The organism is Halomonas bluephagenesis, assembly GCF_054790765.1.
Genome location: NZ_CP133631.1, coordinates 2,044,925 through 2,067,736, shown reverse-complemented (window position 1 = coordinate 2,067,736; position 22,812 = coordinate 2,044,925). Strand labels below are relative to the sequence as shown.

The 22,812-nt window shown below is 50.5% G+C and carries 18 protein-coding genes and 1 pseudogene; 11 read left to right on the top strand and 8 right to left on the bottom strand.

Annotated elements, in window-relative coordinates; translation table 11 throughout:
- The first annotated feature begins 14 nt into the window (after positions 1-14).
- From REH51_RS09115 to REH51_RS09105, 3 genes are read left to right on the top strand one after another with little or no spacing between them, the layout of a single operon-like run.
- Complete coding sequence (locus REH51_RS09115) at positions 15-1,133, top strand: glycosyltransferase (protein WP_009723361.1); 1,119 nt, start codon at positions 15-17, stop codon at positions 1,131-1,133.
- Between the two features lie 20 nt (positions 1,134-1,153).
- On the top strand, positions 1,154-1,858 hold the full coding sequence (locus tag REH51_RS09110; protein WP_083817058.1) for a YrbL family protein: 705 nt from the start codon (positions 1,154-1,156) through the stop codon (positions 1,856-1,858).
- A 53-nt stretch (positions 1,859-1,911) separates the two neighbouring features.
- Positions 1,912-3,552: a sulfatase-like hydrolase/transferase gene (locus REH51_RS09105; RefSeq protein WP_498937687.1), complete on the top strand. Its 1,641-nt coding sequence runs from the start codon at positions 1,912-1,914 to the stop codon at positions 3,550-3,552.
- On the opposite strand, the gene waaF is transcribed toward REH51_RS09105, so the two are convergent.
- Both waaF and rfaD read right to left on the bottom strand, forming a co-directional pair.
- Positions 3,542-4,588, bottom strand: coding sequence for a lipopolysaccharide heptosyltransferase II (gene waaF / locus REH51_RS09100; protein ID WP_009723358.1), 1,047 nt, complete (start codon positions 4,586-4,588; stop codon positions 3,542-3,544). The genes REH51_RS09105 and waaF overlap by 11 nt on opposite strands.
- Positions 4,581-5,537 carry an ADP-glyceromanno-heptose 6-epimerase gene (rfaD, locus tag REH51_RS09095; protein WP_498937685.1) on the bottom strand — a complete coding sequence of 319 codons (957 nt, stop codon included), beginning with the start codon at positions 5,535-5,537 and terminating at the stop codon, positions 4,581-4,583. The genes waaF and rfaD overlap by 8 nt, the downstream gene beginning before the upstream one ends.
- 110 nt (positions 5,538-5,647) lie before the next feature.
- On the opposite strand from rfaD, the gene glyQ reads away from it, so the two are divergent.
- From glyQ to gmhB, 4 genes are all read left to right on the top strand, one after another.
- Positions 5,648-6,607: a glycine--tRNA ligase subunit alpha gene (glyQ, locus tag REH51_RS09090; protein ID WP_009723356.1), complete on the top strand. Its 960-nt coding sequence runs from the start codon at positions 5,648-5,650 to the stop codon at positions 6,605-6,607.
- The gene (glyS, locus tag REH51_RS09085; RefSeq protein ID WP_498937683.1) at positions 6,607-8,673 is read left to right on the top strand and encodes a glycine--tRNA ligase subunit beta; all 2,067 of its coding nucleotides are present in this window, start codon (positions 6,607-6,609) and stop codon (positions 8,671-8,673) included. The genes glyQ and glyS overlap by 1 nt, the downstream gene beginning before the upstream one ends.
- 239 nt (positions 8,674-8,912) lie before the next feature.
- Positions 8,913-9,710 carry a BUD32 family EKC/KEOPS complex subunit gene (locus REH51_RS09080; RefSeq protein ID WP_498937681.1) on the top strand — a complete coding sequence of 266 codons (798 nt, stop codon included), beginning with the start codon at positions 8,913-8,915 and terminating at the stop codon, positions 9,708-9,710.
- A gap of 9 nt (positions 9,711-9,719) precedes the next feature.
- Complete coding sequence (gmhB, locus tag REH51_RS09075) at positions 9,720-10,298, top strand: D-glycero-beta-D-manno-heptose 1,7-bisphosphate 7-phosphatase (protein WP_009723353.1); 579 nt, start codon at positions 9,720-9,722, stop codon at positions 10,296-10,298.
- A 162-nt stretch (positions 10,299-10,460) separates the two neighbouring features.
- On the opposite strand, the gene gyrB is transcribed toward gmhB, so the two are convergent.
- The 4 genes from gyrB to dnaA all read right to left on the bottom strand — a co-directional run bounded on the left by gyrB (position 10,461) and on the right by dnaA (position 16,756).
- Positions 10,461-12,881: a DNA topoisomerase (ATP-hydrolyzing) subunit B gene (gyrB, locus tag REH51_RS09070; protein ID WP_498937679.1), complete on the bottom strand. Its 2,421-nt coding sequence runs from the start codon at positions 12,879-12,881 to the stop codon at positions 10,461-10,463.
- A gap of 39 nt (positions 12,882-12,920) precedes the next feature.
- On the bottom strand, positions 12,921-14,024 hold the full coding sequence (recF, locus tag REH51_RS09065) for a DNA replication/repair protein RecF (protein WP_039868943.1): 1,104 nt from the start codon (positions 14,022-14,024) through the stop codon (positions 12,921-12,923).
- Between the two features lie 106 nt (positions 14,025-14,130).
- On the bottom strand, positions 14,131-15,234 hold the full coding sequence (dnaN, locus tag REH51_RS09060; protein WP_498937677.1) for a DNA polymerase III subunit beta: 1,104 nt from the start codon (positions 15,232-15,234) through the stop codon (positions 14,131-14,133).
- A 55-nt stretch (positions 15,235-15,289) separates the two neighbouring features.
- Complete coding sequence (gene dnaA / locus REH51_RS09055) at positions 15,290-16,756, bottom strand: chromosomal replication initiator protein DnaA (protein WP_009723349.1); 1,467 nt, start codon at positions 16,754-16,756, stop codon at positions 15,290-15,292.
- Positions 16,757-17,290: 534 nt separating this feature from the next.
- On the opposite strand from dnaA, the gene rpmH reads away from it, so the two are divergent.
- The 4 genes from rpmH (at position 17,291) to mnmE (ending at position 21,127) form a co-directional block, all read left to right on the top strand.
- Positions 17,291-17,425 (top strand): 50S ribosomal protein L34, encoded by a 135-nt coding sequence (gene rpmH, locus REH51_RS09050; RefSeq protein ID WP_009723348.1) that lies wholly within the window; start codon positions 17,291-17,293, stop codon positions 17,423-17,425.
- 13 nt (positions 17,426-17,438) lie between these two features.
- Entirely contained in the window at positions 17,439-17,840 is a 402-nt protein-coding gene (gene rnpA / locus REH51_RS09045) for a ribonuclease P protein component (protein ID WP_498937676.1), read from the top strand.
- A 129-nt stretch (positions 17,841-17,969) separates the two neighbouring features.
- Entirely contained in the window at positions 17,970-19,655 is a 1,686-nt protein-coding gene (yidC, locus tag REH51_RS09040; protein WP_498937674.1) for a membrane protein insertase YidC, read from the top strand.
- A gap of 101 nt (positions 19,656-19,756) precedes the next feature.
- Complete coding sequence (gene mnmE, locus REH51_RS09035) at positions 19,757-21,127, top strand: tRNA uridine-5-carboxymethylaminomethyl(34) synthesis GTPase MnmE (protein ID WP_498937672.1); 1,371 nt, start codon at positions 19,757-19,759, stop codon at positions 21,125-21,127.
- A 37-nt stretch (positions 21,128-21,164) separates the two neighbouring features.
- Here mnmE and REH51_RS09030 read toward each other — a convergent pair.
- A pseudogene (locus tag REH51_RS09030) lies at positions 21,165-22,010 on the bottom strand (23S rRNA (adenine(2030)-N(6))-methyltransferase RlmJ).
- Positions 22,011-22,105: 95 nt separating this feature from the next.
- Positions 22,106-22,780: a YiaD family glycine zipper/OmpA-like lipoprotein gene (locus tag REH51_RS09025; RefSeq protein WP_498937670.1), complete on the bottom strand. Its 675-nt coding sequence runs from the start codon at positions 22,778-22,780 to the stop codon at positions 22,106-22,108.
- Between the last annotated feature and the right edge of the window lie 32 nt (positions 22,781-22,812).

Below are 22,812 nucleotides of genomic sequence, written 5' to 3'. Positions count from 1 at the left end.
CTATAGGTTTGACAATGCAGAAAACGCCTACCGCTGTTGTTGCTATACGTAAACTTAACAAAATGACGGGGGCTGCAAGAATTGCATTGCAACAAATCTCGATTTTAAGTGCGATGGGCTACAAGGTCACCGTCTTATGTGAAAAAGCGGATGTTGCCAATATCCACTCCTACGGTGGCACATTACATAAGATCTCAAAATTTCCTTTTAAAGGATTAGTGCGGCGACGCTGGTTTAGTGCCCGCGCCAATGCATGGTGCTTACGCCATAAGCCTGACCTCGTTATCAGCCATGGCGACTCAGACAATGCCGATATTGTTTTTATGCACAACTGCGTCGATCTTGCCCAAAAACTTATCTATCCGGACGCCGCCCATCTCCAAAGCGATGTCTCAAAAATGCATCGCAAGATTTTGTTGCAAGGAGTCTTTAAAAAAGTGGTTGCCAACTCTCAACTAATGGCAAACGACTTGATAAGCCGATACAACCTACCCGAAGATAAAATTGAAGTCTCCTATCCTGGATATAATTCTAAGCAATTTAACGCCTCCGTTAAAATGAAGTATAGAGAGGCTCGTCGAGATGAACTCGGCGTTAAAAAGCAAGAGAAACTGATTGGATTAGTTACCTCTGGAGATTTCAAAAAGAGAAATGTATCTTTATTTATTGACATTGCTGACCAACTCATTAAAAAATCGACTTTAAATTATCGATTCCTGATAATTGGTCAGGGGAATACAGACGCCTATAAAGAAAAAACTGAAAAACTTAACATCGAGCGCCAGTTTATTTGGAAAAAAACGGTGCCTAACGTGGAACAGTATTATGCTGCTTTAGACCTATTTATGTTACCCGCACATATCGAGGAATTTGGATGTGTAGTGCTAGAAGCGATGGCCTGTTCTATACTGCCTCTAATATCGGAGCGTGTCGGTGCTGGAGAATTATTGGAGGGAGATCATAGAAAGCTCATTGTACCCGGCTATGATTCTCGCCAATGGGCGCAGGCAGCCGAAGAAATATTAATTAAAAACAATACGTTACTTTCCGAACAGATTGCTAACAGAGCCAGTCAGTTCACTTATGAGTACCAGTATAAGGCACTCAAAACGCTACTCTCGCAATTCCTTTAAATAAAGATCAAGGATGATCCATGTGTTTTTCATATCAAAAAATAGCCAAAGAAATTAAGAATAGTGATAAAGTCATATTACATGACGATGAAATCTTATCCTATGGTAGTAATCGTATTTGTTATCTCTATAAAGAACACCCTTCAAAGATAATCAAAATTTCACGGGATTCAACACACTGGAAAAGAGGTCACAGACAAAGTTTGTCTGAGTGGTATGTGTCAAAAAAAATAAAAAAAACAGGTAAAGACAGCCATATAAGTCTTTGCCACACCTGGGTTACCACTAATAGGGGGCCAGGCTTAGTAGTGGACAAAATTTTTGATGACAATGGTAAATCGTTGACACTAAGAAAGCTCTTGTTCAAAAAAGAACTTACAGTTGGTAGCGCTTTGATATTAATCGAGGACGTTATTAAAAGCTTTTCTCCTCTTGGCATTCCAGCGTCTGACTTTAATATTGATAATTTTATCTTAGATGGTAACCACCATGATTATAAACTTATTATGGTAGATGGTTTTTCACCTAAGAAACTAGATTTCAAGACATACCTCCTATTAAAAAGCAGACGGTTGTCAGGCTTTTATACTCATCGAAAATGGCAACAGGCAAAATCGCAATTTACTAAATGTGCTCAAGAGGTTTATGCGGGTAATTATTGCTACGCAGCGGCGCCACCTTTGCATGCGACTTCGAAAGCGTCTTCTGATAATTCGTGTGGCTAACGTACTTCTTGTCCGCTAGCCAGACGCGGCACGACTGAAAGCATAGGTTATATATGGATCCTAGTGTTATCCGAAAAATAGCAGTGACTGTCATCGGTTTATGCATTGGCTATGCCATCACCGTGCTTACTCGACTACCTTGGTGGACACTATTTTTCACAGCCGCCGTGTGGATCGGCTTTGGCATCAAGCTACGCTGGGGTGCACCGCCAAACGCTCGCTACCGCCCTGTGTGGCCTTGGTCACTGATACCACTCAGCTTGCTAGGCATTTATATCTATCTAGCTGATAGCTTTGGTAATGTCGATTTGGGCGCGGTGTTTTTCCACCTTCAAGCAGGCATGGCCGAACATGGCGGGGCAGGAAAAATGATCACTGCCGTTATTTACACGACGAGTATGCTCGCATTGCTGGCATCGGTTACCTGGCTCACTCGGCATGATCAGCGATGGCGGATAACTGAACGCTTTGTTGCGCTTACCTTGTTAGCGGCAAACCCGATGCTATACGGTTTAGGACAGCGCAGCGCGGCCATTGTAACAGACGATGGTGCCTGGCTAGATCGCCGTTACGTGCCACCGCTCACGGAAGATCAAGCCAATGCGCCGAACCTTCTGGTCATGTACCTGGAAAGCATTGAGCGTACGTATAGTAATGAGCTATTTGGTGATGCTTATGCTGATTTAACCGCGCTAGGCGAACGCGGGCTGGTCTTTGAAGGTATCCAGCAAATGGAAAACACCGGCTGGACCATGGCAGGCATGATTGCTAGCCAGTGTGGCGTGCCGCTGATGCCTGCAGGACTTTTGCACGACAGCCAGTTCGACCCGCTTTCCAAAGTAGTTCCCGGCGTCGACTGCCTAGGCGATGTGTTGGCAGCTCAAGGCTATCGGCTTAGCTATTTGGGAGGAGCCAGTACTCAGTTTGCCGGTAAAGGACTTTTCTATCGTGGCCATCAGTTTAATACGGTAAAGGGTAAGGAGGAGCTTTCAACGGAGCTTGATGACCCAGAGTACGTAAATAGCTGGGGGCTCTATGACGACACGCTTTACGATTTTACTGTGAATGAGATTCGTCGTTTGAGTAAAGAGGATAACGGCCCCTGGGCAGTGGTTAATCTAAGCATTGCCGGACACGCCCCTAGCGGTTTTCCCTCCCAAACGTGCCAAGACCGCCAGGGTGAGTTCGATGGCCAAGATATCTTATATTCAGTGAAATGCTCGGCTAGTCAGGCGCGCGATCTTGTTGAGCGTCTTGAACAAGAAGGCCTCCTCGAAAACACCTTGGTTGTCATACTCAGCGACCATCTCACCATGCGGGTGTCCGTTTGGGATCAACTAACAACACTTGATCGTGACAATACGCTGATCATGCTGGGCGAAGGCATCACCCCACTGACGGTGCGCCGAGGGGCGACAATGCTAGACGTGTTCCCCACTATTCTAGACGCCATGGGTCTACCGCTTGATGATAACCGTGCCGGGCTTGGGGCGTCTTTACTTAGCAGCCAACCAACGCTGGTTGAAACTCATGGGCTTGAGGTACTTAACGAGCGTCTCAGGGAAGAGACCGCATTGCAGCAGCGCCTTTGGGAAGGGCTGGCCCCTCAACGACGCGGGTCGCAAGAAAGCGCCGACCAACAAGTCATAGAACCCCCTGCTGATCAGGCCGATGAAGTCGAGATTATGCGCTAACGTTAACGCCGTTAGCGCGCTGACTGTCGACACTCATCGCTTGGTACACTTGTTCCACCCCTAAGTCATTCAGACAGTTGGTATGCCCCAGCGGGCAGGTACGCTTAAAGCAAGGTGAGCAGGAAAGCGCTAGATAGTGAATAACAGCATTATCGGTAAGGGGTGGTGTGTAAGCAGGAGATGATGAACCGTATAGAGCGTGAATGCGCACGCCTACTGCGGCGGCAACGTGCATTAAGCCTGAATCATTGGTAACCACCTGGCGACAGTCTGCCAACAGGTCTACCGCATCCGCCAATTGGGTTTTGCCGCATAAGTTATGGGCATGGGGCAACCCGTTTACAATGCTTTCACCTGCTGCATGATCTTTCGGCCCGCCAAACACACGCACCTCAAATCCATCCTTAATCAGCCGCGCTGCTAATGCATGAAAATACCCTAGCGGCCACTGCTTAGCAGGCCCGTACTCCGCCCCGGGCATCATACCAATAGCTGGACGCGACGACAGCGCGTGAGTCAGGCGTAAGTTGACCAAGTTATTTCGATCAATCGTTAAGCGCGGAGTCGGGATCTCAAATTCCCCCTGCATTACTTCTTCCAAGGGCAGCCCCAGAGAAACAAACCGCTTAACCGTTTGATCCAACACCTGCTTATCTAACTTGCGACGCTCTTTCAATAAACCGTAACGGTGTTCGCCCAAAAAACCGATACGCTCGGGAATACGCGCCATAAATGGAACCAGCGCTGCTTTCCACGAACGCGGCAGAACAATGGCACGGTCAAAGCGTCCTCGTAGACGAGCAGCCAGCTCACGGCGGCTGGCAAGGCCAAATTCACCATGCCCTACTGCCAATGGAAGCACGTCGTCTACCTCAGGCATACGCTCAAGGATAGGTTTCGACCAGGCGGGAGCCACCACCCCCAGGGTTGCCCCTGGATTGCGAGCTTTTAGGGTGATAAATAGGCTTTGCGCCATCACCATATCGCCGACCCAGGAAGGGCCGACCACCAATATGCGCTTGGCAGAATTAGCCATTTAGCCACTCCAAGTAGGCTTTTACGCCTTGGGCAACGGTTTTGAACTCAACATCACACCCCGAAGAGCGCAGATTGCTGATATCTGCACGAGTGTAACTTTGATAGCGGCCTTTTAGTTCTTCAGGAAATGGAATGTAGTCAATTTCACCCTGACCATAAAAGCCGATTACAGCCTCGCCAATGGCCTTGAATGGCTCTGCCCGTCCGGTGCCCAAATTAAAAATACCGGACGCATGAGGGTTATCTAAAAACCACAGGTTGACGTCGACCACATCGCCAACGAAAACAAAGTCGCGACTCTGCATTCCTGCCTCATACCCGCCGTAAGCTCCGAACAGCTTTAACGTTTCCCCATTCCGGATTTGTAAATGGTTATGGTAGGCCACACTCGCCATCTTGCCCTTATGCTGCTCACGGGGGCCATAGACATTGAAGTAGCGAAACCCCACTACTTGTGTCGTCAACTCATCCCAGCGCGAACGCACGTGCTGGTCAAACAGCAGTTTCGAGTAGCCATAGACGTTGAGCGGCTTTTCGTGCTCAGGCGCTTCTTTAAACACCTCACTACCGCCGTAGGTACCCGCCGATGATGCGTATAGAAATGGAATGCCTAACGCCTCACAGTAGTTAAGCAGTACTTTTGAGTACTCGAAGTTATTCTCCATCATGTAGTGCCCATCCCACTCCGTCGTATCGGAGCACGCACCTTCATGAAAAATAGCATCGATAGTTGGTAAATCCACCGACTCACCTCGTAGCGCGGCTTTGATCCGCGCTAGAAAATCATCTTTATCCAGATAATCTGCCAGCGTGCAGTCGGCTAAGTTGACGAACTTAGTGCCATCCCGCAAATCATCAACCACCATCACATCATCACGGCCACGAGCGTTCAGCGCTTTGACAATATTGGCACCGATAAACCCAGCCCCGCCTGTTACAACGATCATCTCGTTCTCCTTACCAAAAGCAGCTCTGTTGGCTAACGTGCCTATAACCCATCTCTCTGTGATTGTATACTTGACGGCTTATGAATTCATGGCCAACGGTGCTTTCCGCGATGAGTGTCTCGACAAACCAATCGACACCCGATGTGTCGACCTTTCAAGGCTTGATCCTTGCTTTGCAGCAGTACTGGGCAGAACAAGGCTGTGTCATTCTCCAACCTCTCGATATGGAAGTCGGCGCGGGCACCTTCCACCCTGCCACCTTCCTACGGGCAATTGGTCCAGAAACCTGGAACGCTGCCTACGTGCAGCCCTCCCGCCGTCCAACAGACGGCCGCTACGGCGAAAACCCCAACCGCCTGCAGCACTATTACCAGTTCCAGGTGGTAATGAAGCCATCACCCAGTAATCTGCAAGACCTGTACCTAGGCTCATTAAAGCGCCTGGGTCTCGACCCGCTTATCCATGACGTGCGCTTCGTTGAAGATAACTGGGAATCCCCCACCCTGGGTGCCTGGGGTCTTGGTTGGGAAGTGTGGCTCAACGGCATGGAAGTCACTCAGTTTACCTATTTCCAGCAGGCGGGCGGCATTGAGTGCTATCCCGTTACTGGTGAGCTCACCTACGGGCTTGAGCGTATTGCCATGTACCTACAAAACGTCGATAGCGTATATGACCTGGTATGGGCCATCGCGCCTGATGGCAGCAAAGTCAGCTACGGCGATGTCTATCTTCAAAATGAACGTGAGCAGTCAGCGTATAACTTTGAGCATGCTGACGTTGATCAGCTATTCGCCGCCTTTGACCACCAGGAAAAAGAGTGCAGCAAGCTCTTAGTGGCTAACCTGCCGCTGCCTGCCTACGAGCAGGTACTCAAAGCATCCCACACGTTCAACCTGCTGGATGCTCGCCATGCGATTTCCGTGACCGAACGCCAGCGCTTTATTCTCCGCGTGCGTACCATGGCACGTGATGTAGCCACCGCCTACTTCGAGTCTCGTAAAGCAGAAGGATTCCCCATGGCGCCCGAGGCCCTGCGCCGCGAACTACTAGCTGACCAGGGAGACGCATAATGGCTGGTGATACGCTTTTATTAGAACTAGGCGCTGAAGAACTTCCACCGACAGCGCTGGATACGCTTTCTGATGCGTTTGCAGCCGGCATTGAAAAAGGCCTGCAAGAAGCAGAGATTCCCTTCCAAAGCGTCGCCGCTTACGCCACCCCGCGCCGTTTAGCTGTGCAGGTTACCGGGCTTGCAGACAAGCAGCCTGACCGTGAAGTGGAACGCCGTGGCCCTGCCCTAGCAGCCGCCTTCAAGGACGGCTCACCTACCAAAGCAGCGGAAGGTTTTGCGCGTTCTTGCGGCGTCAGCGTGGATGAGCTAATTCACCTAGAAACCGATAAAGGCACTTGGCTTGGCTACCGCGAACAGCAGCAGGGCGAAAGTGTACAAACGCTGCTGCCAGAGATGGTTCGCAAAACGCTACAGTCGCTACCGGTGCCTAAGAATATGCGCTGGGGTTCGTCTCGCGTTGAGTTCTCCCGCCCGGTTCACTGGCTAGTTGCCCTGTATGGCAGCAACGTCATTGCCGCGGAAGCGCTTGGCCTGGAAGCTAGCCGTACTACCTACGGTCACCGCTTCCATGCGCCAGATGCTATACAGCTTGAACACGCTGATGACTACCTAGCCGCACTCGAAAATGCCTACGTGTTAGCAGACCGCCAGCGGCGCCGCGAACGCATCCGTGAGCAGGTATTGGCCGAAGCCGAAGTTCAAGAAGCCAATGCCGTTATCGATGAAGAGTTATTAGTAGAAGTAAGCGGGTTAGTCGAATGGCCGGTCGCATTAACCGGCAGCTTCGATGAGCGATTTCTGGAGGTGCCTGCGGAGTGCTTAATCTCCTCCATGAAGGCCAACCAAAAATACTTCCACTTGCTGGATGACCAAGGCAAGCTGAAACCGCTGTTTATTACCATTTCAAACATCGACAGCGCCGACCCTCAGCAAGTGATTTCCGGCAACGAGAAAGTGATACGACCGCGCTTAGCGGATGCTGCATTCTTCTACGATATGGATCGCAAGCAAACTCTGGCCTCTCGCATCCCCCAGCTGGAAAGCGTGGTATTCCAGCAACAGCTGGGCACGCTGGCTGACAAAGCACGCCGCAGCACAGCGATAGCAACGTATATTGCCGAGCACATTCACGCAGATGTGAACCACGCCCAGCGCGCAGTAGCGCTAGCCAAGTGCGACTTGGTCACCGAGATGGTGCTCGAATTCCCAGAGCTTCAGGGCATTATGGGCCGCTATTATGCCGAACAAGATGGCGAACCTGCTGAGGTTGCTCAGGCATTAGAAGAGCAGTACCTGCCCCGCTTTGCCAGTGACGACATTCCTCAAAGCCTTGCAGGCCAAGCGCTAGCATTGGCTGACCGTCTAGATACTCTTGTTGGCATCTTTGGTATTGGCCAGCGCCCAACCGGCGCAAAGGATCCCTTTGCCCTACGCCGAGCCTCTATTGGTGTGTTAAACATCCTGGTCAAAGGTCAGCTTAATTTAGATCTTCGCGAGCTACTCAGCTTAGCCGCAGAACAGCACCAAGGCCTTCCCAAAGCAGAAGGCTTGGTGGAAGATGTATTGACCTACATGCTGGACCGCTTCCGCGCCTGGGGGCAAGAAGAAGGTATTAGTGCTGAAATGTACTTAGCGGTACGCGCTCGTCCAGTAACCAAACCGCTGGATTTTGCTCGTCGCTTACGTGCCGTTAAGGCCTTTGCACAGCGGGAAGAAGCCGCTGCTTTGGCTGCCGCGAACAAGCGGGTTTCTAATATCCTGAGCAAGCAGGAACACAACGGTAGTATTCAGGTAGATCAGAGCCTGCTGCAGGAAGAAGCCGAGAAGACGCTATTCAATGCAGTAACGGCCAGCCAACAGCAAGTAACTCCGTTATTTTCAGCGGGCGATTACCAGCAAGCACTAGACGCACTGGCAACACTACGTGAGCCTGTCGATGCTTTCTTCGATCAGGTAATGGTGATGGCCGATGACAGTGCCGTTCGTCATAATCGTCTAGCGCTGCTTGCCAGTCTGCAAGCGCTGTTCCTTGAAGTAGCGGATATTTCCCAGCTGCCACAATAAGACACCGCGCCGTTTTTTTCAGTTCACGCTAATGGCAATAGCAAGCCCGGCTCTCGCAAGCCGGGCTTTTTTTGCATGTCACAACTGTATTGTCTCTTTTCTCCAGACTAGACTCAGTAGTACTGCCAGCTAATTGTTTCACGTGAAACACCAAGGTAAAATTAGAAGCGTAACCACAGTGCCATTTCCTCGTAGAAGGTAAATGGTAATAACTGCTCTAATCGCCATGGAAACGGCTTATGTACGACTTATTCTTACTTGATACCCTTCCTCAGCAACAGGCTAACATTGCGTCTTACACCCTAAATAGACAACGTGTATGGCTGAAAAAGGCAACGAAGCGAAATTCACGACTTGCTTCCCTGCCGCTAACACTATTAGCTAAATGGCTGAGTATTGAAGCACTTAAACCAGTCCCTAACTTAGGGGGAAAACAGAGCGTTGCCCTAGAAGCAGCCCGAATTAAGTCCCTTACTAAGGCGGGAGTAGCGGTACCGACTATATTAGCCGAATCTCCTCAAGCACTACTTCTTGCTGACGCAGGAGGCTCGGAAGAGCCTTCTCTAACGCTTCTGGATAAACTACTGGCTGCCGAAAGTGTCAATGAAATTAATCATTATCTTCAGATGAGCACTCAGGCGCTGAATGATGTTCACGCAAAACAGTGTTACTTAAGTGAGGCCTTTGCCCGAAACATATTGGTTAATAAAGAAGGTATTGTATTTATCGATTTTGAGACCGATCCAGGTAAATATCATAAGTTGACAGACTGTATGGTCCGCGACTGGCACTGCTTTATTTTCTCTCTTTATGGCAAACTAAGTACCCGTAACCCTCATATTGAGTGTTTAACGCCAGCACTACTTAACGGGTTGAGGCAAACGCAACCTGAAGTGCGGGAACGCTTTCTTAGCACACTTTCACGATTTAAGCGTTTAGGGCGATTTCCTTTTCACCTTTTGGGTAGCGATGGAAAGAAAATTTCAGTCACTCTCCACGCGCTGTCCCTCCTAGCCCAACAGCTACGCAGCCAATAGAAGGACGCGATGTCCACTACATTAGACTCATCAGGGCTCTCATCAACATGTCTTGTCATTCTTGATCGTGACGGTGTCATCAATCACGATTCTGATGCTTATATAAAGTCACTTGAGGAGTGGGTCCCCTACCCTTCAGCGATTGATGCTATTGCCCAACTGACTCAGGCAGGGTACACCGTCGCGGTGGCTACCAATCAGTCGGGTATTGCACGAGGCTATTACGACGAGGCAACGCTTCACTCGATGCACAGTCGCCTAACGGCGATGGTTGAAGCGAAAGGTGGGCGTATTGCCCATATTGCTTACTGCCCTCACGGCCCCGATGATCAATGCTGTTGTCGAAAACCCCTACCAGGGTTACTTTTGCAAATTCAGCATCAATTGGGGATGGAGAGCCTTACGGGCAGTTGGATGGTCGGTGACAGTCTGCGAGATCTGCAGGCTGGCGAAGCAGTAGGGTGCCGCTCAGTGCTGGTCAGAACAGGCAAAGGAGAAAAGACATTAGCTAATCATACTGACCTTGAGAACACGCTGGTTTATTCAGATCTAGCCGCGTTTTCAGATTGGCTATGCCAACAGCAGTAACGGGGTTTCTTCCTTCCGACTTACCCGCCTCTCTCTACTAGCTTGGCACGCAAGAAAAAACGCCGCTTCCATTTAATTAGAAGCGGCGTTTTGTTTTTCATCTGACTGCGTTTGTTAGTGCTTATCGCACTGTTTCACGTGAAACACGTGGTGACGAACGCATCAGATATCAAGATTAGCAACTAGCGCATTGGTTTCGATAAATTCACGACGAGGCTCAACTTCATCACCCATCAACGTGTTAAACATCATATCGGCTGCTACCGCATCTTCAATGGTTACTCGCAGCATACGACGGCTGTCGGGATCCATGGTGGTTTCCCATAGCTGATCAGGGTTCATTCCCCCAAGCCCCTTGTAGCGCTGGAAAGAGAGGCCACGCTGCCCCTCTTGCATTAACCAAGCCAGCACTTCGGAGAAGTGCGAAACCGGCTTCTGACGCTCGCCACGGGCGATGTAAGCACCTTCTTCAAGCAACCCGTTTAACGTCTCGCCAAGGCCCGTAATGGCGCGGTAGTCAGTGCTTTCAAAGAAGTCCAGGCCCCACACATACTCAGTAGTCACGCCGTGGGCAATTAATGACACTGCTGGTAAATGCAAACCACGCTCGCTATCTTCCTGCAGGAAGAACTGGTAACGCGGACCACCTTCATACGCCACCATGTCATCCATTGCTTTCTGTAGCTCAGCAATCCAATTTTCCATGGTGATGCGGTCTTTAAGACTTACTTCACCTTGAAGCGCAGTTACATGTACAGCCTCCTTGAGTACCGCAATGGGGTAGACCCGAGCAAGGCGATCAATCCGTTTCATCACATTTCGGTACTGAGTAACCAACGCTTCTAGTTGTGAACCGGCAATCCCTGGCGCATCAGCATTTACATATAACCCTGCCCCATCCAGAGCCGTGGTGGTCAGGTAGTCGGTCATTGCTTGCTCATCTTTCAGATAGAGCTCTTGCTTACCCCGCTTAATTTTATAAAGCGGAGGCTGAGCAATAAAGATGTGACCGCGTTCAATCAATTCAGGCATCTGACGGAAAAAGAACGTTAGCAACAATGTGCGGATGTGCGAACCGTCAACGTCGGCGTCAGTCATGATAATGACCGAATGATAACGTAGCTTATCGGGGTTAAACTCCTCGCGGCCGATACCACAGCCTAGCGCAGTTATCAGAGTGCCGACTTCTGCAGATGACAGCATCTTATCGAAGCGTGCTTTCTCAACGTTTAGTATTTTACCTTTCAGCGGCAGAATCGCCTGGGTACGACGATCACGCCCCTGCTTAGCACTACCCCCAGCCGAGTCACCCTCCACCAGATACAGTTCAGATTGGCTTGGATCTTTCTCTTGGCAGTCGGCAAGCTTGCCAGGTAGCCCAGCGATATCAAGCGCCCCCTTACGGCGAGTCATATCCCGCGCTTTACGTGCGGCTTCTCGTGCACGTGCAGCATCTAGCATCTTATTAACAATCGATTTAGCTTCGTTAGGCTTCTCGATCAAATAGTCGGCAAATAGCCGACCCATTTCCTGTTCACCCGCCGTTTTCACTTCACTGGAAACCAGCTTATCTTTGGTTTGAGACGAGAATTTCGGATCAGGGACTTTAACAGAGATAATGGCGGGCAAGCCTTCACGAGCATCATCACCCGACGTATTAACCTTAGATTTTTTCAGCAGCCCCTGCGTTTCGATGTAATGATTCAACGTTCGCGTTAGTGCTGCGCGGAAGCCAGCTAAGTGGGTTCCACCATCCCGCTGAGGAATGTTATTGGTATAGCAGAAAATGCTTTCCGTGAAAGAGTCGCACCACTGCATAGCCACTTCCACCTCAACGCCATCTTCACGCACAGCATTGAAGTGAAAGACTGGATTAAGCGCTGTTTTGTTCTTATTCAAGTGGTCAACAAATGCTTTCAAACCACCTTCATAATGGAACAACTCCTCTTTTCCATTGCGTTCGTCCAACAAGCGAATGGCAACGCCGGAATTCAGGAATGAGAGTTCGCGTAGGCGTTTAGCAAGAATATCAAAGTGAAATTCAATATTCGCGAAAGTGTCAGGTGATGGGCGAAAGTGCACGCGGGTGCCGCTTTTTTCGGTTTTACCTACAACACCCAACGGCGCTTGAGGCACACCGTGACGATAGACCTGCTCAAACACTTCACCCTGGCGCCAAATTGTTAATCGCAGCTCTTCTGAAAGTGCGTTAACAACTGACACACCTACACCGTGTAGGCCGCCTGATACTTTATATGAATTATCATCGAACTTACCGCCAGCATGCAGCACTGTCATGATAACTTCTGCTGCTGAGATGCCCTCACCCTCATGTAACTCGGTAGGAACCCCACGGCCATCATCGCTTACAGTCACCGACTCATCCGGGTGGATAACCACGCGAATTTCACTGCAGTAACCTGCCAGAGCTTCATCGATGGAGTTATCCACCAGCTCGAAAACCATATGGTGCAGCCCGGTGCCGTCGTCGGTATCGCCGATATACATGCCTGGGCGCTTGCGCACTGCGTCTAGCCCTTTGAGCACCTTGATGCTTGATGAATCGTAAGCCTGCTCGCTCATTGACCACTCCGTCGTGAAGTCTGTCTCGTTCCGTGTCGCCTACCCGTCCGGCAGTAATTGGCTTAACCCTTGGTCGGACTGTTTCACGTGAAACATCCCGACATCTGTTGAGGGTTCCCATATACCACGAAGCGCGGAGGGTTCGACGCTAGTAATAAATGCCTGACACTGCATCTTTTCAAGTAAATTGCAAAACCGACCTTGGTGCGTGCTATCTAGCTCCGCTGGCAAATCGTCGATCAAGTAAATGCAGTGTCGTTGTGTGGTACTTTCCAGAAGCCGCCCCTGGGCAAGCTTTAACGCACTAACCACCAGCTTTTGCTGGCCTCTGGAAAGGACTTCAACAGCGGGCTGCTTGTTTAATCTGATTCGTAAGTCCGCACGCTGCGGGCCCTGCTGGGTAAAGCCCATTTGCTGATCCGCTTGGCGACTATCCTGTAACACATCTACAAGAGCGCGTTGCTTATCCCAACCTCTTGCATAACGTAGCGTTAAACCAGGTAAAGAGATCAGCTCTTTCAGGGTTTCATCGAATACCGGCAAGAACTCACTGAACCATGTCTGCCTGAGCGTATCCATCTGTTCACCCCAGATCGCCAACTCCTGCTCCCATACCGCTATTTCGCTAGGCACTATTCTACCACGCCTAAGGAGCGCATTCCGATGTTTCACCGCGCGACGCGTTCGCTTCCATGCGTCGAGAAAGGAGTGTTTCACGTGAAACACTCCCCAATCTAAAAACTCTCTTCGCCCTGCGGGCGACCCTTCAAGGAGACGAAAGGCATCTGGATTTATTAGCTGCAATGGCATAGCCTCAACCAATTCTGCTAAGCGAACACCTTTCTCTCCCCGCAGACGCAGCTCCAGCTCGCGCTGTGCACGCATTCTCCTTACGCCAAGCGTAACCTCAGGGTCTCCCGCCAAACGGCCGTAGAGCGTCATATAGGGCGCTTCCGCCTGTATTGCATGTTTCAGCTGACGGGTGCGGAAAGAGCGCCCCATTCCCAAGATGTGAATCCCTTCCAATAGGCTGGTTTTACCACTGCCATTAACGCCGTATATCAAATTAATACGGGATGAAGGACACATCTCAACTGGCGCTAAATTACGCAATCCCTGAAGATTTAACCGAGTCACACTCATTAACGATTGCCGGTGAATAAGACCATAAAATCTACCATCCTTGTAAAACGCGAAAACGGCGCTTCTGCCATCAGAAGCGCCGCCCTCAGTTAGCCACCTATTACGGTTATAACCGCATCGGCATAACAACGTAAAGCGCATCACCGCCACCGGGCTCTTCTAACAGCGCACTACTATTGGGATCCGCCAGCGTCATCTGCACTCGATCCTCGTCCAGAACCGACAGTACATCTACCAAGTAGCCAACGTTAAAGCCAACTTCCATGGCACCGCCATTATACTCAACGGCCACATTCTCTTCGGCTTCTTCCTGTTCAGGGGTGTTGGCCATTACCTTAAGGTTGTTTTCCTCAAGATATAGCCGCACACCACGATATTTCTCATTAGAAAGAATAGCGGTACGAGAAAGCACTTGACGCAGTTCAGCACGCTCAGCAATCAGTACTTTGTCACCATTACGAGGCACCACACGCTCATAGTCAGGGAACTTGCCATCAATCAGCTTAGAGGTAAACGTAAAGTCGCCGGTATGAGCGCGAACGTGGGTTGAACCCAAGGTAAGACTTACCGGCTCATCGCTGTCATCCAACAAGCGGGAAAGCTCTAGGATGCCTTTACGCGGCACAATAAGCTTTTGCGCTTGGTCAACAACAATATCGATAGGCCGTGAGCACATGGCTAAGCGGTGCCCGTCAGTCGCAACGGTGCGCAATAAGTTACTTTGAATTTCAAGCAGCATGCCGTTTAGATAATAACGTACGTCCTGCTGAGCCATTGCAAAAGACGTTGACTCAATCAAGTGCTTCAATGTACCACGAGGCACACTAAGTTCCTGACTGCCATCAGCATCTTCAATATTCGGAAACTCTGCCACGGGCAGCGTCGATAACGTAAAGCGCGAACGGCCACTACGCAGCACGGCACGCCCCTCTTCTACCGCCAACTGGATCTCTGATTGATCAGGCAACGATTTACAGATGTCCATCAGCTTACGAGCAGGAACCGTGGCAGCGCCCTCTTGATCGACTTGGTTAGCCACAGTACGACCTACTAGCTCTACTTCTAGGTCGGTACCGGTTAATGCTACCTGATCCCCTTCTACTTGGATCAGTACGTTAGAAAGCACTGGTAGCGTTTGGCGCCGTTCGACTACGCCCGCCACCAGAGTCAGCGGGCGAAGCAGTGCCTCTCGGGAAATAGTAAATTTCATCGGTACTCCGGTTTCTATCCTGAAAGGCCCGCAGTGCAGGCCCAAACGATAACGGTTAACTAGTTAGCAGGCGAAGGAGATTCTTATAATCTTCACGAATATCCGCATTTTCTTCTTGCAGCGCTTTTACCTTACGACAAGCGTGCAACACGGTCGTGTGATCACGGCCGCCAAAGGCATCGCCTATTTCCGGCAAGCTATGATTCGTCAGCTCTTTTGCTAGCGCCATAGCAACTTGCCTTGGCCGCGCAACGGAACGAGAGCGGCGTTTAGAAAGCAGGTCAGCGACTTTAATTTTGTAATATTCAGCAACCGTTCGCTGAATATTATCAACCCCTACCTGCTTATCTTGTAACGCCAATAGGTCTTTAAGCGATTCGCGAATAAAGTCCTGGGTAATGGTTTTACCCATGAAATGCGAGTCTGCAATAACTTTTTTCAGTGCGCCTTCAAGCTCGCGAACGTTTGAGCGAATCTTTTGGGCAATAAAGAAGGCAGCGTCGTGTGGGAGATCAACTTTCGCCTGATCTGCTTTTTTCATCAAAATTGCTACGCGGGTTTCAAGCTCTGGTGGCTCAATAGCCACTGTCAGGCCCCAGCCAAAGCGTGATTTCAGACGCTCTTCCACACCGCTAATTTCTTTTGGGTAGCGGTCAGACGTAAGAATCATTTGCTGGCCACCCTCTAATAACGCATTAAAGGTGTGGAAAAACTCTTCCTGGGAACGCTCTTTACCAGCAAAAAATTGAATATCATCAATAAGTAGCGCATCAACACTGCGATAAAAGCGTTTGAAGTCGTTGATCGCATTTAACTGAAGTGCTTTCACCATATCTGCGACAAAGCGCTCAGAGTGTAGGTATACCACTCGGGCATTCTCACGGCGGCCAGCCAAAGCGTTACCAACCGCATGCATCAAGTGTGTTTTACCTAAACCAACGCCACCATATAAAAATAGCGGGTTATAGGCGCCGCCAGGATTTTCAGATACCTGACGGGATGCAGCACGGGCAAGCTGGTTCGATTTACCCTCAACAAATGTATCAAAGGTAAAATTAGGATTAAGACCACTACCATGTTTAAGGCTGCCTTCAACCTGCACCTGTCGCTCATTAACGCGCCGACCCGATGACTCCTCCCGCAGTTGATCAATTTCACGTTCATCAGCAAGGTCTCCCCTTGGCGGTGTATGAACCGCGGGCGATGTTTGCCTTGAGGGAGACGCTGAGACCGGGTTACCTAAATCTCTCGGCTGTGGAGCAGGTGCTGCCACACGGCGGCTACCTACCGTCAAACTGACTTTGGGAGGCTTGGATGGTGCAAGCTCGCGCATCAGCTCGCTGATACGCTTTGAATACTTATCACTCACCCAGTCGCGCACAAAGCGATTCGGCGCCAACAAGCGTAGCTCATTGGTCTCTCCTTCTTCTGCCTGCAGCGGACGTATCCAGGTATTGAACTGCTGTGAATTCAGTTCGTCCTGCAGGTAGTCCAGGCACTGTTGCCAAAGCGCGAGTGACACTCATCTCACCATCGGTTGAAAACGGCCGACCATTGTAGCGCCCAACGAAGCGGTTATCCACACGCACTCAAGCCTCTTTTTGACCTGTGGACAACTATTCATAAGAGATAAGGAAAAACTGGTAATGGATCAAGGACAAAACTGATCTGAGGTGTTTTATAACCTGTTGAACACATCAAATTAACAGCTTATTTAAAGCTTATCCGAAGGTTATGCACAGATTTTTTATGATTTTAAGATGTTGATAAAAATCAGCTAAAATGGCTTATCCACAATAAGTATCCCCACTATTAATAACAGTAATCTTTAAATAACTTCATTAGTAATAGTAGTGTCACGACAAAGAGCCACGATAGCGATGCACAAAAGGCTCCCATTGCCTTTTTCATGCTTTTTATGCAAGGAAAAATTGCACCTGACGCGGGAAGTCTCTACAATTTCCGGTCTTGAATTGAAACTCCCCGGCTGGTTCCTCACTGGACCGGGTCTTTTGGAATTCACTTTCCGTCCTAAACCACGTGGGAATAACGAGTTATGAAACGCACTTTTCAACCAAGCGTTCTCAAGCGCAAGCGCGCGCATGGCTTCCGTGCTCGTATGGCAACCAAAAACGGCCGTGCCGTTATCGCACGCCGCCGCGCCAAAGGCCGCAAGCGTCTGAGCGCCTGATCTCGGATTGCGTGTGCCGCATCAAGGCTTTCCCCGGTGCTTACGTTTGCTAAACGCTGGGGATTTTAGTCACGTGTTTGAACAAGCAGACCTGAAGGTTCATGGCAAAGGTATGATGGCGCTAGCGCGTTTGAGTACCGGGGGACATCCCCGCGTTGGACTGGTGGTCAGCAAAAAAAATGTGAAGCTCGCTGTTGATCGCAACCGCTTCAAGCGACTCGTTAGAGAGTCTGTTCGCCTCCGCCAGGATCACCTGCCCTCTGTGGACATCGTGATATTGGCAAAGCGTGGTGTACAAGATATTGATAACGAAACGCTTACTCGCCAGCTAAATGGCATGTGGAAACGACTTCAGCGCGACGCACAGGCGGTGTCTGTATCTCCCCCGCCTAATGGCGTAACACGTGACGCTTGACGACACACCTCGCCGCTCGACCTCGGCCTGCCGCCTGGCAGGCTTTCGTGTGTCATGGGTCGAGTAAATGAGGTCGAGTAAATGACACTGCGCCATTAGCATGTTCACCACCCATCGGGCAGAACCCTCATGGACGTAAAACGACTTTTATTACTGATTCCACTGGCAGTACTTGCCTACTTATTGGTTGTACAGTGGAATCAGGATTATGGGCAAACAAGCGTCGAATCGACGCCTGAAATTACCCAAAGCAGCAACGGCCCATCCGCCAATAATGTTGGCAGTGATGATTTATCGGTTCCTAGTTCGTCAGCTCCCCAAAATGCCATCAGTGAAGGCATGCCCGGGGAAGCGGAAAGTGACTCGTCAAGCCGAGACTTTATTGCTGTTACTACCGACGTTCTCGACGTACGCATTGACCCACATGGTGGCGATATTGTGTACGCAGCCCTACCGCAGCATAAGCTAACGCTGGATTCAGATCGTAACTACGTGTTGCTTTCTGATAACTCAACGCGTAGCTACGTCGCTCGTTCAGGTCTGCAACTCGACGGCCAGGCTAGCCGCATTGCCTTCACGCCCGAGCGTACCGAGTACCGCTTAGGCAATAATGAAGAGCAGCTAAGTGTTGATTTAACAGCGGAAGTTAACGGCGTTGAAGTTATTAAGCGATTGACGTTTGAGCGTGGCAATTACGCTGTCAACGTTAGTTACTACTTAGCCAACAACACCGAATCACCGATTAGCGCACGCTTTATCGGTCAGCTAGCTCGCGATAATAGCCCTGACCCTTCAAGCGGTGTTGCGATGGGTATGAACTCCTACCTGGGAGCGGCTTACTCAACGCCAGACACGCGCTACGAAAAAATCGACTTTGACGACATTCAGAGCCATAACTTTGAAAATCGTGAAGCGCAGGGCGGCTGGGTTGCGATTATTCAGCACTACTTCGTCTCAGCCTGGGCACCGGCGCAAAATCAGCAGAATCTCTACTATGTCACTACCGATTCACGTGATCGTAATGTCGTAGCGTTTGCTGGCCCCACTAGCAGTGTGGCCGCTGACGGCGAAGCAACTCTAAGCGCAACGCTGTATATGGGGCCCAAGGTTCAAGACTATCTTGAGCAAGTCGCTCCCAACCTACGCCTAACTGTAGATTATGGTTGGCTGTGGTTTATCGCCAACCCACTGTTCTGGTTACTAGATAAGATCCACGACATCGTTGGCAACTGGGGTTGGTCAATTGTACTGCTGACCGTACTAGTGAAATTGGTGCTGTTCCCGCTATCCGCCAAAGCCTACAAGTCAATGGCGCGTATGCGTAAGCTTGGCCCGGAAATGCAGCGTCTCAAAGAGATGTATGGCGATGACCGCCAGAAAATGTCTCAAGAGATGATGAAGTTCTACCAGAAGGAAAAGATCAATCCTCTGGGCGGCTGTTTACCAATTCTGGTGCAAATGCCGGTCTTTATAGCGCTGTATTGGATGCTGCTTGAGTCTGTTGAGCTTCGCCATGCGCCGTTCATATTCTGGATTCAAGATTTGTCGGTGAAAGATCCGTACTTTATCTTGCCAATTCTGATGGGGATCTCGATGTTCGTTCAGCAAATGCTGACCCCGACACCGCCCGATCCCATGCAGGCGAAGATTATGAAGATGCTGCCGATTATCTTCACCTTCTTCTTCCTGTGGTTCCCAGCGGGTCTGGTTATCTACTGGGTCGTCAACAACATCATCTCGGTGGCGCAGCAGTATTTAATTACGCGTAATATTGAGAATGATCCAAACGTCGGCAAAGGGTTGCGAACCAAGTAATACGCTCCCTTCTCCTACCACCAGACCCCCGCCCTAGCGGGGGTCTGGCGTTTTAGGATGAACAACGCGACAATCTTCGCCATACACCAACGAGAAGCGCCATGGCCGATCGACTTTACACCCAAGACACCATTACCGCCCTGGCAACCCCTCCTGGCCGCGGCGGTGTTGGCATTATTCGCGTGTCAGGGCCTGCCTGCCGCGATATCGCTGCCGCTGTACTGGGCCACTGCCCTTCCCCTCGTTACGCTCACTACGGCCCGTTTTATGCCGCTGAAAGCGTTATTGATGAAGGCATTGCCCTGCTGTTCAACGGGCCCTACTCATTTACCGGTGAGGACGTGCTTGAACTGCAAGGACATGGCGGGCCAATTATTATGGATATGCTGCTTGAACGCTGCCTACAGCTTGGCGCACGACTAGCCCGCCCAGGTGAGTTTTCAGAGCGTGCCTTTCTAAACGACAAATTAGATCTAGCTCAGGCCGAAGCCATTGCCGACCTAATAGACGCTACCTCCCGTTCTGCTGCAGAAAATGCCGTACGCTCGTTGCAGGGGGAGTTTTCTCAGCGCATCTCGGCGTTAGTGGAGCGACTCATCGAGCTGCGGGTATACGTCGAAGCGGCGATTGATTTCCCAGAGGAGGAAATCGATTTTTTAGCCGATGGTCACGTCGCCAACCGTTTAGAGAACGTTCAGCAAGCGCTGACGGCGGGTCGCAAAGCCGCAGGCCAAGGGGCACTGTTACGCGAAGGAATGAGCGTGGTGATTGCTGGACGACCTAATGCCGGTAAGTCTAGCTTGCTCAACGCACTGACCGAACAAGATCCCGCCATTGTCACGGACATTGCCGGCACCACCCGTGACGTGCTGCGGGAATATATCCACATTGATGGCATGCCACTGCATATTATCGACACCGCTGGGCTGCGCGACACCCCCGACGCCGTAGAGAAAATCGGCGTTGCCCGCGCTTGGGAAGAGATCGAAAAAGCCGACCGCGTGCTGCTATTGGTAGATGCTTCCACCACTGATGCGACCGATCCTATGACTATTTGGCCGGAATTTGTCGCCAGACTCCCCGATCAAACGCGTCTAACACTGGTGCGAAATAAAATTGATACCAGCGCCGAACAAGCTGGTATTGATTTATCCACAACCACACCAACGATAAGACTATCCGCGAAAACTGGTGTGGGTGTGGATAACTTAAAAGCTCATTTAAAAGACATCATGGGGTTTTCTGCGACTACCGAAGGACGATTCTCAGCCCGTCGTCGCCATTTAGACGCCTTAGATCGCGCCATGGCTGCACTAGAAACCGGTCGCGCCCAACTAGATGGCTACGGTGCCGGAGAACTGCTGGCCGAAGACTTGCGCGACGCCCAGCAGGCATTAGGCGAAATTACCGGTGAATTTAGCGCTGACGATTTGCTCGGCGAAATTTTCGGCAGCTTCTGTATTGGTAAATAATCATTTGCTTTGATAGATAACGGTGGTGGCCAACCAGCTATTCGCCTACCAGCCACTCTGAACGATAGTCACTTTCCGAGCCTAGCAGCGGCGTTATGTTTGCCATCGCCGCCGCTAGACGCTCATCTAAGCCCCAGGGCGGGTTAATCACCAGCATTCCACTACCGTACATGCCATGGCTTTGTTCGTTGGGCGTATGACGATGAAGTTCACTGCGCCAAATTTTACGTATGCCACTCTCTCTCAAGCCGTTTAACAGAGTGTGATGGTTGCCTGCCGGTAGCAGTGGATACCATACCAGTAGCACCGCATGACGTACTTTTGCAAGGCTATATGTCACCGCGTCGACCACCTCCTGATATTCCGCTTTACGTTCGTAGCTAGGGTCAATCAACACACACAAACGAGGCGTTGTAACAGGCACCAGCTCGCTTAAGCCTGCTAGGCCATCTCCATAAATTCTCTGCGCCTGCGGGGGAAGCGATTGGGTGCTTAAGTGCTCATGCTCACCAGGATGAAGCTCAAATAGCGTAAGGCGGTCTTGCTCACGAAGCGGCTGAGAGAGCCACCAAGGCGAGCCAGGATAATGGGTAAGCTCGGAAGCATGGGGCTGGGCAGACCCTAGCGTGGCTAGCCAACCGTTTAGTAAAGGATCCGTTAGCTGTCCACTTGCTTGCCATAGAGGCCAGATGCCCTCACGGTACTCTTAAAGCCGCTGAGTCTCTTTAGTACCAAGGGGATAGAGACCTCGCCCCGCATGAGTATCTATATATGTAATGGCTGATTTTTTACGTAATAAATAATCAACCACCGCGTAAAGCGTTAAATGTTTCTGCACATCGGCAAAGTTACCGGCATGGTAAGCGTGTTGGTAGGACAGCATAGTCGCTCGCTAACAATGAATCGAAAAAATGCCCGCTATGTGATCATAGCGGGCATTCATCGGCAATGCTGAGGTTAGCTCATAAATCGTTAGCGTTAACCCTGGCCATTTCCCGTGGGGGTTAAGGTGATCTCAACACGGCGGGTTTGCGCACGGCCTTGTTCAGAATTATTGCTAGCAACCGGCTGATTTGCCCCATATCCCATCGTGTTTAATCGAGCAGAGGATACGCCGTTTTGGCTAAGGTAATTACCCACGGACTGAGCACGGCGCTCAGACAGACGCTGGTTATAGTTTGCATCTCCGGTGCTATCAGTGTGGCCAGCAATGTTGACGCGGGTATCCTGGTACTGAGTCAGTACATTGGCAACTTGGTTAAGGGAGTTGCGTGCCTCACTGGTAAGGTCGGCAGAGTCGAAACCAAAAGTAACGCCACTGGGCATATTAAGCACAATATCGTCACCACGACGATCAATCTCAATACGTGAGCCCTGGAGATTTTGGCGCAGCTGTTGCTCCTGACGATCCATGTAAACACCTACACCGGCACCCGCTGCAGCACCTACCGCTGCACCAATCAATGCGCGGTCACGACGGCTAGTGCTGCCATCGCCAGATAGCGCCCCGGCAGCTGCACCAATGGCCGCGCCAATGCCCGATCCCATCGCAGTGCTAGAGCGCTGCGTCTGACCGCCATAAGGGTCCGAGGTAGCACAGCCAGCTAATAAAATGGCTGCTGCCAGTGGGGGCAGTAGTCGAGAAATACGCATCACTCACTCCTTGATAATCTACAGGGTAATTG

Excerpts from the sequence above, each read along its gene's own strand:
- REH51_RS09115 (WP_009723361.1), top strand. The coding sequence starts at position 15 with ATGCAGAAAACGCCTACCGCTGTTGTTGCTATACGTAAACTTAACAAA.
- REH51_RS09110 (WP_083817058.1), top strand. The coding sequence starts at position 1,154 with ATGTGTTTTTCATATCAAAAAATAGCCAAAGAAATTAAGAATAGTGAT.
- REH51_RS09105 (WP_498937687.1), top strand. The coding sequence starts at position 1,912 with ATGGATCCTAGTGTTATCCGAAAAATAGCAGTGACTGTCATCGGTTTA.
- waaF (WP_009723358.1), bottom strand. The coding sequence starts at position 4,588 with ATGGCTAATTCTGCCAAGCGCATATTGGTGGTCGGCCCTTCCTGGGTC.
- rfaD (WP_498937685.1), bottom strand. The coding sequence starts at position 5,537 with ATGATCGTTGTAACAGGCGGGGCTGGGTTTATCGGTGCCAATATTGTC.
- glyQ (WP_009723356.1), top strand. The coding sequence starts at position 5,648 with ATGAGTGTCTCGACAAACCAATCGACACCCGATGTGTCGACCTTTCAA.
- glyS (WP_498937683.1), top strand. The coding sequence starts at position 6,607 with ATGGCTGGTGATACGCTTTTATTAGAACTAGGCGCTGAAGAACTTCCA.
- REH51_RS09080 (WP_498937681.1), top strand. The coding sequence starts at position 8,913 with ATGTACGACTTATTCTTACTTGATACCCTTCCTCAGCAACAGGCTAAC.
- gmhB (WP_009723353.1), top strand. The coding sequence starts at position 9,720 with ATGTCCACTACATTAGACTCATCAGGGCTCTCATCAACATGTCTTGTC.
- gyrB (WP_498937679.1), bottom strand. The coding sequence starts at position 12,881 with ATGAGCGAGCAGGCTTACGATTCATCAAGCATCAAGGTGCTCAAAGGG.
- recF (WP_039868943.1), bottom strand. The coding sequence starts at position 14,024 with ATGAGTGTGACTCGGTTAAATCTTCAGGGATTGCGTAATTTAGCGCCA.
- dnaN (WP_498937677.1), bottom strand. The coding sequence starts at position 15,234 with ATGAAATTTACTATTTCCCGAGAGGCACTGCTTCGCCCGCTGACTCTG.
- rpmH (WP_009723348.1), top strand. The coding sequence starts at position 17,291 with ATGAAACGCACTTTTCAACCAAGCGTTCTCAAGCGCAAGCGCGCGCAT.
- yidC (WP_498937674.1), top strand. The coding sequence starts at position 17,970 with ATGGACGTAAAACGACTTTTATTACTGATTCCACTGGCAGTACTTGCC.
- mnmE (WP_498937672.1), top strand. The coding sequence starts at position 19,757 with ATGGCCGATCGACTTTACACCCAAGACACCATTACCGCCCTGGCAACC.
- REH51_RS09025 (WP_498937670.1), bottom strand. The coding sequence starts at position 22,780 with ATGCGTATTTCTCGACTACTGCCCCCACTGGCAGCAGCCATTTTATTA.